Origin of the sequence: Parachitinimonas caeni, from assembly GCF_030129945.1 — a bacterium.
GTDB classification, from domain to species: domain Bacteria; phylum Pseudomonadota; class Gammaproteobacteria; order Burkholderiales; family Chitinimonadaceae; genus Parachitinimonas; species Parachitinimonas caeni.
This window is the reverse complement of record NZ_JARRAF010000035.1, coordinates 22,155-39,449: the sequence shown is the minus strand read 5'-3', so window position 1 is coordinate 39,449 and position 17,295 is coordinate 22,155. Positions and strand designations below refer to the sequence as shown.

Below are 17,295 nucleotides of genomic sequence, written 5' to 3'. Positions count from 1 at the left end.
TCGATTGCGGCGCGCTATCGCGACCGGAAACAAAACGTCAACAGAGCCTAAGATTCGTAGAACTCAATCGGCAGACCATCCGGATCAAAACAGAATAGAAAGTCGCAGTGGGTGCTGTCGTCGTGGCGTACACCCTCGTGGGACACGCCAAATTCTGCTAAGCGCTCAACTACTGCTGCAAGGTTTTGAACTCGAAAGGCGAGGTGGCGTAATCCCAGTGCCTCTGGCCGGGTCGGTCGGGCAGGGGAGTGCGGAAAAGTAAAGACTTCAAGCTGGCTACCATCCGGCATGCGCAGATCAATTTTCAGTGAGTTTCTGTCTGCGCGGAACTGCTCAGCCAGCACGGTGCAGCCAAGCAAACCACAATAAAAGGGCTTGGATACATCCCAGTCTGAAACGATGATGGCAACATGGTGGATGCCGGATATCAGTGCCTTGGTCACGCCTCGTCCTTGGCGTAAGGATCGGGGAAACCTAGTTGCTGCATGATCTGAGTCTCCAGCGATTCCATTTCTTCGGCCTCGTCATCCTCGATATGGTCATATCCTTGTAGGTGCAGCATGCCATGGACCACAAGGTGTGCGTAATGCGCGTCCAGCGCCTTCCCTTGTTCCTGTGCTTCCTTGGCGACGACAGGTGCGCACAACACCAGATCGCCATATAAGGGCATTCCTTCAACAAGTGGACTGTCATCAAACGTGAAAGTCAGTACATTCGTCGCATAGTCTTTGCCACGGTATTGGGCATTCAGTTCACGTCCTTCATCGACATCAACGATCCGCAACGTTACTTCGGCAGCGTTGATGGACTTATCCAGTGCACTGTGGGCCCATTCGCGGAATTGCTTGCGGCTCGGGGCAAGATTACTGTCTACGGCATATTGCACAGACAGGACCAGTTTGTTGCGTGCCATCAGTGCTTGCCCTCGTTTTTCTGACGGAACTTGATCAGTTCGGCATTGAGCCAGGCTGCGGCGAGTTGCTTGCTACCTTGGCAGCGGATTTCATAGGGGCGGCCGGTCATGCTGCTGCCATTGGCAACTTTGTTGACAAAATCATCGGCACTACCCAGTCGGTCCTTGGTCTTCTGGTATTTCATCTCAAGATGTGACTTGGCGTCGTTGGCTGCATAAGCCTCACCGTTGCGAAGGAATTCACAGGTGGAGTGACCGACATAGCTCAGCAGATGTTTGACTTCAGCATCTGCCTGGGGGGTGATGGCAAAAGCTGGACTGGACAGGCAGAGCAAGGCGAATAGCTTAATTTGCATGTGCATTGGCCTCGGGCTTGCGAGCTTGGTGCTGGTCATAGGCATCGACAATTTTCTGTACGAGTGGATGACGTACCACGTCTTCGCTATTGAAATAATGCATTGCAATGCCCCGGATGTCGGTCAGCACAACCTGTGCTTCGACGAGGCCTGACTTCTGGTGACGTGCCAAGTCGATCTGGGTGACATCCCCTGTAATCACTGCTTTCGAGCCAAAGCCGATGCGGGTCAGGAACATTTTCATCTGTTCCGGGGTTGTGTTCTGTGCCTCATCAAGAATCGCGAAGGCGTGGTTTAAGGTTCGGCCACGCATGAAGGCGAGCGGTGCGATTTCGATGGATCCTCGTTCCAGCAGACGCGCTACTTTGTCGAAGCCCATGAGGTCGTAGAGTGCGTCATAGATGGGGCGCAGGTAGGGGTCTACCTTTTGGGCGAGATCTCCTGGCAGAAAGCCGAGTTTCTCGCCGGCTTCAACGGCGGGTCGTACCAAAACCAGACGTTTGACGAGATCGCGCTCCAGTGCGTCAACGGCGGAGGCAACCGCCAGATAGGTTTTGCCGGTACCGGCTGGGCCAATGCCGAAAGTGATGTCGTGGTCTTGAATCGCTTGCAGATAGCTGACTTGTCGCGGAGTCCGTCCACGCAGATCGTTGCGCCGGGTGCGCAGTACTGGACCATTCTCCATTTGTGTTTGCGGATTCGAGGTTTTTTTGCTCAGCTCCAGCAGGCCCAGCTGAATTGTGTCCAGATCGATTGGTTTGCTGGCAAGTTGATAGAAATGGTCAAGTGCTTCAAGTGCCAGTGAGACACTCTTGCTGGTGCTGCCGTTGACGCGGAATTCATGTCCACGCCGGGCGATGGAAACTTCGCAGGCTGTTTCGATTTGCCGGATGTTCTCATCCAGCGCGCCACACAAATGATTGAGGCGTGGGTTGTCGATAGGGGTGAAATGTAGGTTTTCAGTATGCAATCTGATGTATTCCCAGTTGTATTGCTTCTATTGACCAGACAAAAACGGCGCCAGAGGCGCCGTTTTTTATGTACTGGATTCGCGAGTCACTATTTCGCCACGCAGACTATGGGCGGCGGTTGCGGTGACTGAGACCTCGACAAATTGGCCAATCAATCTGGCGGGGCCATCAAAATTGACGATGCGATTGTTATCGGTTCGGCCCGCCAGCTGACTGGCGTCTCGGCGTGATGTTCCTTCGACCAGCACGCGCTGGATGGTTCCCACCATGGCGTCATTGACGGCCTGAGCCAATTCATCAATACGGGCCTGCAGACGAGCCAAGCGCTTGTTCTTCACTTCTGGCGGTACGTCATCCGGAAGGTCGGAAGCTGGAGTGCCCGGACGACGGCTGTAAATGAAGCTGAACGAGGCATCAAACCCAAGCTCGTCGATCAGACGCATGGTCCTCTCAAAGTCATCATCGGTCTCACCAGGAAAGCCGACAATGAAGTCAGAAGACAGGCATAAGTCTGGACGGGCATCCTTGAGCTTTCTGATCAGGGATTTGTATTCCAGGCTGGTGTAGCCACGTTTCATGGCCATCAGCACGCGGTCAGATCCTGCCTGTACTGGTAGATGCAAGTGTGACACCAGTTTTGGCAAAGTGCGGTAGCAGTCAATCAGCCGCTGGGTCATTTCCTTGGGGTGGCTGGTGGTGTAACGGATACGCTCAATGCCGGGGATTTCATGGACATATTCGAGCAACAGCGCAAAGTCAGCGTACTCACCGTCCTCGGCATCCTCCATGCGACCTCGATAGGCATTGACGTTTTGGCCAAGCAGGGTGACTTCCTTTACACCTTGCTGAGCCAAACCTGCAACTTCGGCCAGGACATCCTCAAAGGGTCGTGAAACCTCTTCGCCCCGGGTGTAGGGTACGACGCAGAAAGAGCAATATTTCGAGCATCCTTCCATGATGGAGACGAATGCGGTGGCGCCTTCAACCCTGGCTGGGGGCATATGGTCAAACTTTTCAATCTCTGGAAAAGAGATGTCTACTTGTGATGTACCTTTGGCTTTGCGCTCTGCAATCAGCTCGGGCAGACGATGTAAAGTCTGGGGGCCGAACACAACATCGACAAAGGGGGCACGTTTGACAATTGCCTCTCCTTCTTGCGAAGCGACGCATCCGCCGACGCCAATGACCAGATCGGGCTTTAGTTGCTTCAGATGCCGAACCCGTCCCAGATCTGAAAACACCTTCTCTTGGGCTTTTTCACGCACTGAGCAGGTATTAAACAGAATGACATCTGCTTCTTCCGGATTGTCGGTCTTGATGATGCCTTCGGAGGCATTCAAGACATCTGCCATCTTGTCTGAATCGTATTCATTCATCTGACAGCCGAAAGTCTTGATGAAAACTTTTTTGGTCACGATATTTTCAACCTGCTTTGTGTCATGAGTTACGGTTTCTGTCTGGATAGACGCTGAATTTCTTCGTCGTCCAATATCCAGAGTGTGCGGACTTTTCCGGCTGCGTCGAGTAGAACCATCACCTGGCCGGCTTTGGGGGTGGCTTGGGGTAGCAGCATGGTGTTCATCGGGCCATAAACTTTGGCCGTTGGCAGTACCTCAAGCACTTTTCCGTTGATTTTGGCGGTGCCATTGGAGAAGTCTTGGAGCACGCCGAATTGGGCATCCTGCGGGAAGATTCGCAGCCCAGCCAAGACGGGCAGGCTAACGCAGAGGCTAAGGAGTACGAGTAATTTGCGCATATGTATCTCGATGTGCGAGGGAAGATCCATATGGTAGGGTGAGGCTGGATAAAGAGAAAGCCCGCTGCAAGCAGCGGGCTTTCTTTTGTTTTATCTTGGTGGCTATGACTGGACTTGAACCAGTGACCCCAGCATTATGAGTGCTGTGCTCTAACCAGCTGAGCTACATAGCCTTAAAGAGCCGCAGATTATATGTGGCCAACTCTGACTTGTCAAATTTTATTTGTTGTCTTTTGGGTTTTGCTATTTGCTAAAGGCTTCCGGACAAGTCGCTTTGGCGGAATCCCGGCAGTCGAGGTCCGGATAGGCCTCGACTAAACCCGATTACTTTAAATAATTCCCCCATCTCTGCTGGGCTGAATAGCTTGTTGACGGCGGCTGCGTGCTTGGCTCGTTCGGTGGCAGAGGTACTTTCCTGTCTGCTTAGACACTCCGCTAAATCTGCGTCAAGCAGATAGCTGGCTTGGTTGGTATATCCTTCCAGTGACAAGCCACACTGATTGGCTACATTGTAAATTGCCGAAAAATCAATGTGACAAGTAATGTCCTGCAGTCCCGGCAGGAAGAACGGATCATCGAGACTGTGGTGACGATAGTGGCACATCAAGGTGCCTTGATCGCGTTGCGGGTGGTAGTACTGGGATTCGTCAAAACCATAATCAATTAATAGCAGAACGCCATGAGTCAATTGCTCTGCAGCGGTTCTAATGAAGCCCTGGGCGGAAAGTTGAACTTCTGAGCGGTAATTCGGCGGCAGAAACAAAGCACTAACCTGATCTTGCAAGTTACCCGCCGCCAATGGTCGAGCTTGCCAGATAAATTGGTCTTCCTGCCAAGCGACGCCTCGTTCCAAAATCTTCTGATTTTCATCGGTTTCAATAACATGAAATGGCATGGCATCCAACAGCTCGTTGCCCACCATGCAGCCCGTGAATCCGGCTGGGATTTGAGCCACCCATTCAACTCTATCGACCAGTGCAGGAGCTGTATTTAGGATTGTTGTGCGCTGCCTATCCTGTAACTCCGGAGAGACATCCAGTATCAAATAGCGATCAGGAAGTTGGTTCAGATCCTGAAGTGTCAGCAAAAGGTCTGCCGCAAGGCGGCCGCTACCGGCACCAATCTCTAGGACATCGCCATGTGTTTCCGACAGTACCGCGGCCACCGTGCGAGCAACGCATTGTCCGAATATCGGGCTGATTTCAGGTGCAGTTGTAAAATCCCCTGCCGCACCAAGTTTTCTACTGCCGCCTGTGTAATAACCCAGAGTCGGGTGGTAGAGGGCTAATGCCATATAGTCGGCAAAGCTGATCCATCCATCCCGGCGCGAGATCTCTTGCCGAATCTGTTCTGTCAGTTCTTGGCTGTGTATGAGCGCTTCAGGTTCGGGTGCGGGCAGGCGGGTCATATGCTACATTCCGGGCGGTTTATTAACAGGATCGCGAGTCTACCAGAGTGGAAAACCAAGCGGCCGGACAGGAAAAAGTAGCCTTGATCACCGGCGGGGCAAAACGGATTGGTGCCGCCATCGTGCGAGAACTGCACGAAGCCGGGATCAATATCATGCTGCACTACCGTAGCTCTTCTGCAGAGGCGAGAGCATTGGCTGCGGAGTTGAATTTAAAACGCCCCAACTCAATTGCCACGGTTCAGGCGGACCTTTTGAATATGGGTGGGCTGCCAAGCTTGGTGCAGCAAACGATTCAGCATTTTGGTCGGTTGGATATTGTGGTGAATAACGCGTCCAGCTTTTTTCCTACGCCGATTGGGGAGGTGACTGAAGAGAGCTGGCAAGATTTGGTTGGAAGCAATCTAAAGGCCCCCTTGTTCCTGATTCAGGCCGCGGCTGGGGAATTGAAGAAGCGTCAGGGATGTGTGATCAACATGGTGGATATCCACGCGGAACGCCCGATGCGCCATCATGTTGTTTACTCGGTTGCCAAGGCGGGTCTGGTAGCGATGACGCGCGCGCTCGCGAGGGATCTGGGGCCGGATGTGCGGGTAAATGCCGTTGCGCCTGGTGCCAATGTTTGGCCGGATGGGGAATCGGTTTTTGATGACGTGTCCCGCCAAAGGATAATTAGCTCGATTCCTCTGAAGCGGGTTGGGGAGCCAATCGATATAGCGCGTACGATTCGATTTTTGGTAATGGATGCGCCGTATATAACGGGGCAAATTATCGCAGTAGATGGTGGACGCAGCCTGAATCTCTAATGGAGTTGGGAAAGGTGGCTGCGAAGATGTTTAATGCGTTGTAATATAACGAGCTTTTGGTTTGAAGAGGTTGGTATGGAGTCCATTTTACAGGCGGAGGCACAGGCGAAGGCAAAGTATAATGCCGACAAGCTGGCCAAAAGACTGCGGCATGCAGTTGGGGATGCCATTGATCACTTTGGAATGATAGAGCAAGGTGATCGGGTAATGGTTTGCCTGTCTGGTGGCAAAGATAGTTATACCATGCTCGATATACTGCTTTCACTGCAGAAAAGTGCTCCAATTGATTTTAGCATTATTGCCGTGAATCTCGATCAAAAGCAGCCAGGCTTTCCTGAAGAGATTTTGCCGACTTATCTGGAAAAGCTAGGTATTGAATACCGCATTGTTGAAGAAGATACCTACAGTATTGTAAAGCGCGTTGTTCCTGAAGGGAAAACGACTTGCGGGTTGTGCTCGCGTTTGCGTAGAGGAATCTTGTATCGCGTTGCTGGAGAAGTGGGGGCAACGAAGATTGCCTTGGGTCATCATCGCGATGACGTGCTAGAAACGCTATTCCTCAATATGTTTTATGGCGGAAAATTAAAAGCCATGCCACCCAAGTTGGTTTCGGATGATGGTCGCAATATCGTTATCAGACCGCTCATATATTGCCGAGAAAAGGATATTGTTCGCTATTCAGAAATCCGGCAATTTCCAATTATTCCTTGTAATTTGTGTGGTTCTCAAGCCAATCTTCAGCGCGAAGTGGTCGGTGATATGCTGCGAGATTGGGATCGCCGATTCCCCGGTCGTTTGGAAACCATGTTTCGCGCATTATGTAATGTAGCGCCCTCTCATTTGGCTGATCCGAAGTTATTTGGTTTTAAAAATCTGACTACTCAAGAGACGCCGTATGCAGATGGCGATATAGCGTTTGATCACGAACCGATCGAAACAGAAGTGCCCGCTACGGCCTTGCGGACAATCAGTATTTTAGATAAACGCGAATTGAATAGGTGTGCTTCGTGATGAGAAGGTTTGGCAAGCGCGCAAGTGCATCTTGGGTGGATGAGGTCCCGGTCGATGTTAGCGAGAAGGATGGCATCAGGTCATTACACTTAGGTTCTGATGCAATACAAAGCTCAATGCGTGTACGTGATCCCGTCGAGCTGGTGCTGGCTTATAGTCGATGCATGTTGGCCTTTCTGCTGTTTCGGGAGGAGCCGGAGCGCGCGGTGGTAGTTGGTTTGGGCGGAGGGTCCTTGCCGAAATTCTTCTATCACCATATGCCGAGCTGTTCAATTGCTGCTATAGAGCTGCACCCTCAAGTGGTTGCCGTGGCAAGATCCATGTTTTTTCTGCCTCCAGATGATGAGCGTTTGAGTGTTCAGATAGGGGACGGTGCGCAAGCTATTGCATCCATGGAAGAGGTCTCCTCTGTGATTGTATTGGATGCCTATGGCCCGGCCGGGATAGCGACAGCGCTTTCGACAGAAGATTTTTTTTCTTGTTGCCGGGATAAGCTAGAGTCAAATGGCGTACTGCTGGTGAATTTGTGGGGTTCCGACCCGAAATTTACGACTTATGTGGATCGGATTTCCAATAGCTTTGAAGGGCGGGTTCTCTGCTTGCCTGCGCGACAGAAAGGGAACGTTGTTGTCTTGGCGTTCAAAAGCGGGCAAGGGAGCCCGGCATGGTCGCGTTTGACGGATCGTGCCCGCGAGCTGGAAAAAAAATACCCGTTGGAATTTTCAGAATTTGTAAGTGATTTGGCCCGAATGAACCCGCATAACGATAGGCGATTGCTAATCTAGTGTCGTAGTTGGGCATGCCAACTTTCAAATGCGTCGCGGATGTGAAAAAATTCAGGCAACTAAACGCATTCTGTGGTGATTGACATGCTCGACCGAGATGGCTATCGCCCCAACGTTGGCATCATCATTTGCAACGACAAGAATCAAGTATTCTGGGGCAAACGGGTACGCGAGCATTCCTGGCAGTTTCCGCAAGGGGGCATTAAATCAGGTGAAACCCCTGAGCAAGCGATGTTTCGCGAGTTAATGGAGGAGGTAGGGTTAGCACCGCATCAAGTGAAGATTCTGGGCCGGACCCGAGACTGGCTGCGTTACGATGTACCAGTGAACTGGGTTCGCCGTGAATGGCGGGGGTCCTATCGTGGACAAAAGCAGATTTGGTTTTTGTTGCGATTGATAGGGCGGGATTGTGACGTGAGTTTGCGTGCCACTAATCACCCTGAGTTTGATGCTTGGCGATGGAATGAATATTGGGCGCCGCTTGATAGTGTTATCGAGTTCAAGCGTGGGGTGTATGAGCGTGCTTTGTCGGAATTGGCACGTTTCCTGACTCCCTCGCCTAGACAAAGAAGCACCGCTCATTCGTCTCGCACCGCAGGTGAAAGACGTTGATGCTCAATTGGCAACACTGTTGTGGTGTTGCCACTTTTTTGATCCATGACTTATAAAAAGAGCACTGCAACCTTGGGTGCAGCGCACAAAATTGGTACCATCGCGCCATGCGACAACAAGTATTAGTTACGGGCGGTGCTGGCTATATTGGCACGCATACTTGCATAGAGCTTTTAGCCAACGATTACGACATTGTCGTGGTCGATAACTTTAGCAATAGCAAGCCCGCCGCCCTCTCCCGCGTTCAGAAAATCGCAGGTCGTGACTTCGTTTGGTACGAGGCCGACTTGCGTGACCGCATTGCAATCGAGCGCATCTTCGCCAAACACAAATTCTGCGGTGTCTTGCATTGCGCAGGACTCAAGTCGATAGACCGTGCAGAACGAGATCCGTTGCGTTGTTACGAAAATAATCTTGAAGCGAGCATCTCTTTGATTGAGACGATGCAGCGCCATGATGTAAAGCGTATGGTTTTCAGTTCATCTGCGACGGTTTATGGTGAATCCGCCAGAGTCCCTTATCGGGAAGAGTCCCCTCTGGCACCGAATACGGTATATGGCCGCAGCAAAATGATGGTGGAGACCTTGTTGCATGATCTGGTTCATGCGGACGAGAGCTGGAACATTGCCATTCTGCGTTATTTCAATCCTGTTGGTGCACACTCTTCTGGGTTGATCGGGGAGGATCCTGATGGTGTCCCTGGCAACCTGATGCCTTATATCTGCCAAGTTGCTGTTGGCAAGCTCAATCATCTTTCAATTTTCGGTCATGACTACCCTACGCCAGATGGGACTGGGGTGCGTGATTACGTCCATGTGATGGATTTGGCTCAAGGCCATTTTAAAGCCTTACGTCAGCTGTCTGAATCTCCTGGGTTGCTTACGGTCAATCTTGGTGCCGGGCGCGGATATAGCGTTCTGGAAGTGGTTCGCGCGTTTGAAGCGGCAAGTGGTCGTAAAGTGCCTTATCGATTCGCGCCGCGTCGTCCCGGCGATATTGGCAGTTACTATGCGGATGTAACCCGTGCCACCGAAGTATTGAATTGGCGTGCCCAACGCGGCCTGCTGGAAATGTGCGTAGATAGCTGGCGCTGGCAGTCTCAGAACCCTGACGGTTACGTCTGATCGTTTCAGACGTATTAACTGTTCATTCGCTGATTTTTATCCCTCATTCATTGTCACGTTTCCGGCCTGTACCGCAGTGCCACGGAAGACCCCTCGTTTAGGAGATCCTGAGTGATATTGGTTACCGGAGGCGCTGGTTTTATCGGCGCAAATTTTGTATTGAACTGGCTGAAGGCCTGTGATGAGCCTGTCATCAACCTGGATAAGCTCACCTATGCCGGGAACAAGGACAATCTTGCCAGTTTGGCGGCAGATGACCGGCATATTTTCGTGCAAGGGGATATTGGTGACCAGGTGTTGGTTGCCAAGCTGCTGGCGACGCACAAGCCTAGAGCCGTGTTGAACTTCGCGGCAGAGAGCCATGTGGATCGCTCCATTCATGGGCCAGCTGCTTTTGTTGAGACCAATATTGTTGGGACTTTCCGCTTATTGGAGTCTGTGCGCCAATACTGGAATGCGCTGCCGTCTGAAGAGCAGGGACGCTTCCGCTTTCTCCACGTGTCAACGGATGAGGTGTACGGTTCGTTGGAGGCGGATGCCCCGGCATTCTCCGAGACCCACCAGTACGCACCAAACAGCCCATATTCTGCATCCAAGGCATCGTCTGATCATTTGGTACGTGCGTATCACCACACCTATGGCATACCAGTTCTGACGACTAATTGCTCCAACAATTACGGCCCATATCAATTCCCCGAAAAGTTGATTCCATTGGTTATCGCCAATGCTTTGGCAGGTAAAAATTTGCCGATTTATGGGGATGGCAAGAACATCCGTGACTGGTTGTATGTAGGTGACCATTGTTCGGCGATTCAGCGTGTGCTTGCAGTGGGCGAGGTTGGTGAGACCTACAACGTCGGTGGCAAGAACGAGATGGCCAATATCGACATCGTCCATATCATTTGTGACTTGCTGAATGCAATTCGGCCAAGAGCGGATGGCAAGTCTTATCGAGAGCAGATTACCTTCGTAAAGGATCGGCCAGGCCATGATCGGCGCTATGCGATTGATGCTCGCAAGATTGAGGCTGAGTTGGATTGGCGACCTGCCGAGACATTTGAAACCGGTATTCGCAAGACGGTTGAGTGGTATCTGGCAAACCAGCAGTGGGTGGGTCGCGTGATGTCGGGCGACTATCGGGATTGGATTTCGCAAAATTACAGCGAACGAAAGGGCGTCTGATGAAAGGTATCATTCTGGCCGGAGGGTCCGGCACCCGGCTTTACCCGGCTACGCTGGCGGTGTCGAAACAGCTGCTGCCTGTTTACGACAAGCCGATGATTTACTACCCGCTGACGACGCTGATGCTGGCGGGTATTCGCGATATTTTGATCATTTCTACTCCCCAAGACACCCCGCGCTTCCAGCAGTTGCTGGGTGACGGTGCTCAATGGGGGATTCGGTTGAGCTATGCAGTGCAGCCTTCGCCAGATGGCTTGGCACAGGCATTCCTGATTGGCGAAGAGTTCATTGGTTCTGACAGCTGCGCTTTGGTTTTAGGCGACAACATCTTCTATGGTCACGAGTTTGCTCAACTGCTGCAAAGTGCCGCGGCAAAGACCTCTGGTGCGACGGTGTTTGCCTATCTGGTCAACGATCCGGAGCGCTATGGGGTGGTGGAGTTTGATGCGACGGGCAAAGCCATCAGCTTGGAAGAGAAGCCTACCCAGCCGAAGTCGCGCTACGCGGTGACGGGCCTGTATTTTTACGACAATCAGGTGATTCAGGCTGCCAAGGCGATCAAGCCCTCCGAGCGTGGTGAGCTGGAGATTACCGACGTTAACCGCTGGTATCTGGAGCGGGATCAGCTCAGTGTGGAAATCATGGGGCGTGGTTATGCTTGGTTGGATACTGGAACTCATGAGTCGATGCTTGAGGCATCCCAGTTCATTCAGACCCTGGAAAAGCGACAAGGGCAGAAGATTGCGAGCCCGGAAGAGGTGGCCTACCGCTTGGCCTACATCAACGATGAGCAACTGCGCCAACTAGCCAAGCCGCTGGCGAAGAATGCCTACGGAAAATATTTGCTGAGCTTGCTCGAAGAGTAGCGACTGAGACTCGCGGTTTAGCCTCATCAGCACCAAACAAACAGCCCCGGATTTTGGGGCTGTTTGTTTTTTGGCAAACTTTTTTAAACTGAGGCGCTGCCCAAAATACCCTGCTGTGCGGTGATCACCGCTTGAAGACGGGCGGCCCGTATGGCCTGTGGAATGTCGGCGCTATTGATTGTGGCGCGGGCGATAGCGCCGCCATCCACTCTCTTTCCCGCCGACATGCAGGCCGAGAGCAGTAATGCTTGGGGGTAGTCGCTACGCGCTTGCCCAGATCGGCCGCGTGCCGCGGCAACGCAGCTGTCCATCAGCTGAATGAAGCGTTCTGGGCGCCGGAATGCATCTCCCCGCAGTAGCAGGTCTAGCAGGGCTTCACTCGATAGGCTTAAGGCTGCATCAATCTGGCGCCCTTCATTGCAAGCCAGGGATGCTAGCTCGCGCATTTCTGCCGGGGCTTTGATGCGATCACAGAGTTGCTGAATCAAGGTGTCGGAACCTTGCTCGGGCGATGCGGTATGGGCGAGGTCGTGGCAGAGCACGGCGAAGCGGGTGGGGAGATCCCAGTCTTCCGAAGCGGCGTAATCCAGAGCGCGCAATGTGTGCTCGCCTAGCATCTCGCCCTCGCTTTGATGGGAGAAAAGCGCCTCGATTTCTGGCAGAACGCGAGCCAGCGCGCCACAGTCACGCAAGGTCCGGATCATGATGGATGGCATTTGCTCCATCAGCCCTTTGGCGAACTCTTGCCAGACTCGTTCGGCAACCAGATGATCAACTTCTCCTGCTTGGACCATTTGTTGCATCAGCGCCATTGTCTCGGCGGCAATCGTGAAGCGATAGCGTGCAGCAAAACGTGCCGCACGCAGAATCCGCACCGGGTCTTCGACGAATGCATCAGAAACATGGCGCAGTAAGCCGGCTTTCAGGTCATTCTGGCCCTGGTAGGGGTCGATCAGATTGCCGGCTTCGTCCTCTGCCATGGCGTTGATGGTGAGATCACGTCTGGCCAGGTCTTGCTCAAGGGTGACATCCGGGGCGGCATATACGGTAAAACCTTTGTAGCCGTGGCCGGATTTCCGCTCGGTGCGGGCCAATGCATATTCATCCCGTGTGTGGGGGTGCAGGAATACGGGGAAATCTTTGCCAACGGGTTTGTAGCCAAGGGCTGCCATCTGCTCCGGGGTGGCCCCTACCACCACATAGTCGCGGTCTTTCACTGCTAATCCCAACAGGCGATCGCGCACTGCACCGCCCACGCAATAGGTCTTCATGACTGCTTTGTCCTTGTCGATCAGTGAGGGCGGGCTGCGTCTGCGATCCGCCGGCGCGAGAGTTTATCGAGCTGCCAGGAAAGCAGGATAGCGGCCAGGGTGAGGCTGGCAACGATTGCAATCCAGAATCCCTCGGCGGCCATAGGCTTGGCGGGAGCAAAGGGAATCCAGTCTGGTGCAAGACCCAACACACAGCCGAGCGGTAGACTGAGCCCCCAGAACGCAGTCATGTGGATCAGCATCGGGATACGCGTGGATTTGTAGCCACGCATGGCACAGGAAGTACTAACCTGTGTGGCATCAGATAGCTGGAACAAGGCGGCGTACAGCAGAAAATGCGAGGCCAGTTTGATGACTGCTTCATCCTGGCTATACCAGCCTGCGATGGTGCTGGCTGCCAATGCAATAAAGCTGGCGGAACAAATGGCATACGCCAGAGACATTCCGACGCCCACCCATGCGGAATATCGTGCTTTATAGGGATCACCTTCACCGACGGCCTGTCCTACCCGTACCAGACAGGCCAAGCCAAAGCTCATGGGAATCATGAAAACCATCGAAGAAAAATTCAGGGCGATCTGGTGGGCGGCAATCTGGACCGAACCAAATTTTGCGATCAGCAAGGCGACCAGGCTGAATGCGGTGACTTCGGCAAAATAGGTAATGCCAATTGGTACTCCAAGCTTCAGCAGTTGGGAAATTTCCTGCCAGTTCGGGCCCTCCCAGCGATCAAAAGGCATGGTGTCGCGATAGGGCTCCGCCCAATAAATCCAGGCTGCCAGCAGCAGGCAGGAAATCCAGCCACACAGCGCGCTGGCATAGCCACAGCCAACCCCGCCCAACGCGGGTAGGCCGAATTTGCCGTAAATCAGTATGTAATTGAATGGAATGTTCAGTATCAGCCCGATGAGCCCGATCACCATCATCGGGCGGGTGCGATTGATGCTGGCGCTGTAATTGGCGAGTATCCGAAACCAAGTAAATGCCGGCAAGCCAAAGCAGACCGCAATCACAAACTGGCGCGCTTTCTCTTCGACAGTCGGAGACAGGCCAATGTGGCTGAAAACCGGCAGCGTGCCCAAACCAATCGCCCATGCCAGCAGGGCTAACCCCAGAGCCATCCACAAACCTTGACGAACAGTATGGGGAATCCGGTGATACTCCTTGGCCCCATACAACTGCGATACCGCTGGTGAAATCGCCATCATCAGCCCCATTAGCGTGACGATGATGATGACCCAGACACTTACGCCCAGAGACACTGCGGCGAGATCATCTGCGCTGACTCGCCCTGCCATGACGGCATCGACAAAGCCCATGCCGGTTTGGGCCAGCTGGGCGATCATGATGGGCCAGGCCAGATGCCAGACAGACTGGGCTTCTTGCACGAGGCGATTGGGGGAGTGCGTGGCTGATGACATAAGTGAATAAAGAACGGCAAGCAAAGCTCTATTGTAGCTTGCCGGTTCTGAGCCAGCCGGTGTGGGAATCCCTCCGGCCTTGGCAAGTCGGGATAGACGACTTAATTAGCGATGGTGGCCACTGCCGGCAAAATGTCCGCTGACGGCGAGTTCGCTGCCGAAACGACCCGCTAGGGACAAGGATTCGCCCAGTGACAGGTCAAGTAGCAGCAAACTGCCGTCATCCAACCGCTCAACCTGTATTCCCAGTAACAGGGCCGCTTCTCGCAGGCGGGCCAATGTGGCGGGACTGGTGTGGTTCAGGCTCTCGAAGCGGGACCAGTTGCGGCCACGAAATTGCTTTTCGAGCTGAAGAGGGTTGATGCGGCGCTTGGGTTGGCGCAGTGGCTGAACGGGTGTTGAGACGTTGTCTGACAAAACGCTGGTGGCTTGAGCAAGGCAGTCGAACATGGTGGTCTCCGGGTCCTCAGAGCGAAGCCCTCGGTAGGGGGCGACGCTTTAGCGGTAGATTTGCGCGCCCCGCAAGTGGTCTTAAATCGGCGCGACGGACAGTTCGGATGCAGCGAGTTGTGTCCGTAAAAAAACCCGCTGGCGGCTGCAAGCGGGTTTTCAACAACTATCCCGAATCGGGAAAACCGCTTTAGCCGCATTTTTAAAGCGCCCGCAAGCTGAAGCTCAAATCGGCGCTGATTGCTAACTCTAGCGCTATTAGATGATAGACGTCAATTGCAATGTGAGTTGGGCGGGAAGGGGCTAAGAAAGTCTTAATACCTCACATTCCAACTGGTAGCCTTAGAATGGAATATTGATATATTCAATAATTTTGATTAAAATTTATGCCCAATTTGGAGGGTTAATAAGGATTTTGAAGTGAAAGTTATTGATTTAAGAACGATTTTTGGTTTTGGCTTAGCGGTCTTTAGTTTGCTTTCAAGCGCAAATGATCAATTGTTTGACAGTGAGAAGATCTATATTCCTGCATTGATTCCAAGTGATGTCAATACACCGGCCTGTGAGTATGCTGGAAAGGTCTATCAACCTGGTTGGCATGAGGAGAGAAAGGTCGTTGAGTCAAACGTGCAGGGTTTGCCAGTTTGCAAGTCCGTTATTAAAACTTACGTTATCCGGGGACGTTGCGAAGCTGGTTCCTGGAGTGATGTGCAGGAGTCGTGGCCCATTGAGGAGAAAAATGGGTGGGCAGTGCCCGGTTGTGAGTCGGCTTGCACGCTAAATGGAGTTTATGTTGCTCCAGGAACTATGACCACTGATTGGAGTCGGGTGGAGAAATGCAGCTGGGTGGGGTTTGAAAGAAAATGTACGTGGGATTGGGGGCGGGTGACCAAGATTTGTGGTAACGATGGAATGTGGAAGTCAATGTTTCCATAAGCAAATCTGATCCTGAGTAAAATGCCCCCTTGCCAATTAAGTTTCTACGCTTGGCAGGGGGGCAGATAAATATCTAGTTTTTGATGAGATTACTGTTTATTTCCTCTAGGGTTCTTTCTGATAGATTCCCAGTGGCGGCTGAAAGCTTCAGACGGTTTAGCAGATAGTTATATCTTGATTCGGCTAAATCTTTTCTGGTTGAAAAGAATTGCTGTTGTGCGTTCAAAACATCTAAGGTGGTTCTAACGCCAACCTCTCTGCCTAGTTTGGTGGAGTCGAGTGAGCTTTGTGTCGAAACGAGAGCTTGTTCAAGCGCTTTTATTTGTGCTGCTCCAGCCTTAACACCCAGAAATGCTTGCTTGGTTGTCAGTGCTACTGTCCGGCGAGTGGCTTCAAGTTCATATTGCGCCCTGTCACGATTAGCTATTGCTTCGCGTAATTTTGAGCTTTTTGAGCCTCCGGTGAATATCGGGATTGAGAGCTGTAGCCCGATATTTGCTTGTTTTTGTGAATCGCCTCGTGTTGCTGTCAAATCTCCGCTAAATCTGTTTTCTCCATAGCTAGCGACAGCTTGAAGAGACGGTTCTCTACTTGGACGATACTTTTCTATTTCCGCCGTCGATATAGCGAGCTCGCCACGTTTGCTGGCAATTTGCAAGCTGGAATTCTCCGCGATGGCGATCCAGTGGTTTACGTCATCCGGGGTAGGATTGGATGTTGGCATGCGAGAGTTGACCCCTGATACCCCGTCAGCCGGCACTCCGGTCAGTTGCAGAAAGGCATTACGCTTGACGGTCAAATCGTTATCGGCAGCGATTTCCGAGGCAACGATGGCGTCAAAGCGGGCTTGCGCTTCATGGGTGTCGGTAATGGTGGCGACGCCGACTTCAAAGCTTTTCTTGGCCTGCGCCAGTTGCTGCGCGGTTGCGTCCTTCTGTGCCTTGACCAGTTCCAGCCTGTCCTGCGCTAGCAGGACATCAAAATAAGACTGTGCCACGCGCAGGATCAGGTCTTGCTCGGCACCCTTGAATTGCACTTCGGCCAGCTTGGCCTGCTCGCTCAGCTGGTCAGAGCCTACAGAGACTTCTGCGTTATAAATCGGCTGGGTCACCTTGAACTGGTAACCATACGTCGAGCCGCTGCTGGTACGGCCACTAGGTTCAGACCGCCCGTTTTCGTGCTCGGCACTGGCTGAAAAGCCCACATTGGGCAGCCATAGGGCTTTGCCTTGTACGGATTTTTCCTGGCCGGCGCGCAGTGCCGACTGCGCGGCAGCGAAGGTGGCGTCGTATTTTTTGGCTTCCTGATAAACCGACAGCAGGTCGGCCGCTCCGGCATACGGGGCGAACAGGGCAAGCGCCACCGCCGCTGCACTGATTCGGAGGCTCGAAATTCTCATTCTGTTGATCCTTTTCGGTTTGGCTGGC

19 protein-coding genes, 1 tRNA gene and 1 riboswitch are annotated in these 17,295 nt (G+C 52.7%); of the genes, 8 read left to right on the top strand and 12 right to left on the bottom strand.

Going from position 1 to position 17,295, the window contains the following annotated elements:
* Nucleotides 1-47: 47 nt before the first annotated feature.
* The 8 genes from gloA2 to PZA18_RS19880 form a co-directional block, all read right to left on the bottom strand.
* Nucleotides 48-443, bottom strand: coding sequence for an SMU1112c/YaeR family gloxylase I-like metalloprotein (gene gloA2, locus PZA18_RS19915; RefSeq protein ID WP_284102635.1), 396 nt, complete (start codon nt 441-443; stop codon nt 48-50).
* The gene (ybeY, locus tag PZA18_RS19910; RefSeq protein WP_284102634.1) at nt 440-913 is read right to left on the bottom strand and encodes an rRNA maturation RNase YbeY; all 474 of its coding nucleotides are present in this window, start codon (nt 911-913) and stop codon (nt 440-442) included. The genes gloA2 and ybeY overlap by 4 nt, the downstream gene beginning before the upstream one ends.
* Nucleotides 913-1,269, bottom strand: coding sequence for a DUF5329 domain-containing protein (locus PZA18_RS19905; RefSeq protein ID WP_284102633.1), 357 nt, complete (start codon nt 1,267-1,269; stop codon nt 913-915). The genes ybeY and PZA18_RS19905 overlap by 1 nt, the downstream gene beginning before the upstream one ends.
* Entirely contained in the window at nt 1,259-2,239 is a 981-nt protein-coding gene (locus PZA18_RS19900; protein WP_284102632.1) for a PhoH family protein, read from the bottom strand. Before PZA18_RS19900 ends, PZA18_RS19905 begins: the two co-directional genes overlap by 11 nt.
* A 66-nt stretch (nt 2,240-2,305) precedes the next feature.
* Nucleotides 2,306-3,655: a tRNA (N6-isopentenyl adenosine(37)-C2)-methylthiotransferase MiaB gene (gene miaB, locus PZA18_RS19895; protein ID WP_284102631.1), complete on the bottom strand. Its 1,350-nt coding sequence runs from the start codon at nt 3,653-3,655 to the stop codon at nt 2,306-2,308.
* Nucleotides 3,656-3,684: 29 nt separating this feature from the next.
* Nucleotides 3,685-3,996: a hypothetical protein gene (locus tag PZA18_RS19890; protein WP_284102630.1), complete on the bottom strand. Its 312-nt coding sequence runs from the start codon at nt 3,994-3,996 to the stop codon at nt 3,685-3,687.
* Between the two features lie 96 nt (nt 3,997-4,092).
* Nucleotides 4,093-4,169: transfer RNA gene (locus PZA18_RS19885), tRNA-Met, on the bottom strand.
* A 77-nt stretch (nt 4,170-4,246) separates the two neighbouring features.
* Nucleotides 4,247-5,404 (bottom strand): class I SAM-dependent methyltransferase, encoded by a 1,158-nt coding sequence (locus PZA18_RS19880; protein ID WP_284102629.1) that lies wholly within the window; start codon nt 5,402-5,404, stop codon nt 4,247-4,249.
* Between the two features lie 47 nt (nt 5,405-5,451).
* On the opposite strand from PZA18_RS19880, the gene PZA18_RS19875 reads away from it, so the two are divergent.
* From PZA18_RS19875 to rfbA, 7 genes are all read left to right on the top strand, one after another.
* Nucleotides 5,452-6,210, top strand: a complete 759-nt coding sequence (locus PZA18_RS19875; protein WP_284102628.1) for a pteridine reductase — start codon at nt 5,452-5,454, stop codon at nt 6,208-6,210.
* Between the two features lie 75 nt (nt 6,211-6,285).
* A complete protein-coding gene (ttcA, locus tag PZA18_RS19870) occupies nt 6,286-7,221 on the top strand; it encodes a tRNA 2-thiocytidine(32) synthetase TtcA (protein WP_284102627.1) in 936 nt (311 codons plus the stop codon).
* A complete protein-coding gene (locus tag PZA18_RS19865; RefSeq protein ID WP_284102647.1) occupies nt 7,221-8,006 on the top strand; it encodes a polyamine aminopropyltransferase in 786 nt (261 codons plus the stop codon). Before ttcA ends, PZA18_RS19865 begins: the two co-directional genes overlap by 1 nt.
* An 84-nt stretch (nt 8,007-8,090) precedes the next feature.
* A complete protein-coding gene (locus PZA18_RS19860) occupies nt 8,091-8,618 on the top strand; it encodes an RNA pyrophosphohydrolase (RefSeq protein ID WP_284102626.1) in 528 nt (175 codons plus the stop codon).
* Nucleotides 8,619-8,725: 107 nt separating this feature from the next.
* A complete protein-coding gene (gene galE / locus PZA18_RS19855) occupies nt 8,726-9,742 on the top strand; it encodes a UDP-glucose 4-epimerase GalE (RefSeq protein ID WP_284102625.1) in 1,017 nt (338 codons plus the stop codon).
* A 111-nt stretch (nt 9,743-9,853) separates the two neighbouring features.
* Nucleotides 9,854-10,924, top strand: coding sequence for a dTDP-glucose 4,6-dehydratase (gene rfbB / locus PZA18_RS19850; RefSeq protein WP_284102624.1), 1,071 nt, complete (start codon nt 9,854-9,856; stop codon nt 10,922-10,924).
* Entirely contained in the window at nt 10,924-11,790 is an 867-nt protein-coding gene (gene rfbA, locus PZA18_RS19845; protein WP_284102623.1) for a glucose-1-phosphate thymidylyltransferase RfbA, read from the top strand. The genes rfbB and rfbA overlap by 1 nt, the downstream gene beginning before the upstream one ends.
* 83 nt (nt 11,791-11,873) lie before the next feature.
* Here the strand turns inward: rfbA and PZA18_RS19840 are convergent, their stop codons facing one another.
* The 3 genes from PZA18_RS19840 to PZA18_RS19830 all read right to left on the bottom strand — a co-directional run bounded on the left by PZA18_RS19840 (nt 11,874) and on the right by PZA18_RS19830 (nt 14,932).
* Nucleotides 11,874-13,061 (bottom strand): multifunctional CCA addition/repair protein, encoded by a 1,188-nt coding sequence (locus tag PZA18_RS19840; protein WP_284102622.1) that lies wholly within the window; start codon nt 13,059-13,061, stop codon nt 11,874-11,876.
* A 20-nt stretch (nt 13,062-13,081) separates the two neighbouring features.
* Nucleotides 13,082-14,449, bottom strand: a complete 1,368-nt coding sequence (locus PZA18_RS19835) for an MATE family efflux transporter (protein WP_284102621.1) — start codon at nt 14,447-14,449, stop codon at nt 13,082-13,084.
* A 138-nt stretch (nt 14,450-14,587) separates the two neighbouring features.
* Nucleotides 14,588-14,932 (bottom strand): hypothetical protein, encoded by a 345-nt coding sequence (locus PZA18_RS19830; protein ID WP_284102620.1) that lies wholly within the window; start codon nt 14,930-14,932, stop codon nt 14,588-14,590.
* 169 nt (nt 14,933-15,101) lie between these two features.
* Nucleotides 15,102-15,179: riboswitch (SAM riboswitch) on the bottom strand.
* Between the two features lie 173 nt (nt 15,180-15,352).
* On the opposite strand from PZA18_RS19830, the gene PZA18_RS19825 reads away from it, so the two are divergent.
* Nucleotides 15,353-15,868, top strand: a complete 516-nt coding sequence (locus PZA18_RS19825; protein ID WP_284102619.1) for a hypothetical protein — start codon at nt 15,353-15,355, stop codon at nt 15,866-15,868.
* Nucleotides 15,869-15,941: 73 nt separating this feature from the next.
* Here PZA18_RS19825 and PZA18_RS19820 read toward each other — a convergent pair whose 3' ends face one another.
* Nucleotides 15,942-17,267: a TolC family outer membrane protein gene (locus tag PZA18_RS19820; protein WP_284102618.1), complete on the bottom strand. Its 1,326-nt coding sequence runs from the start codon at nt 17,265-17,267 to the stop codon at nt 15,942-15,944.
* Nucleotides 17,268-17,295 lie beyond the last annotated feature (28 nt).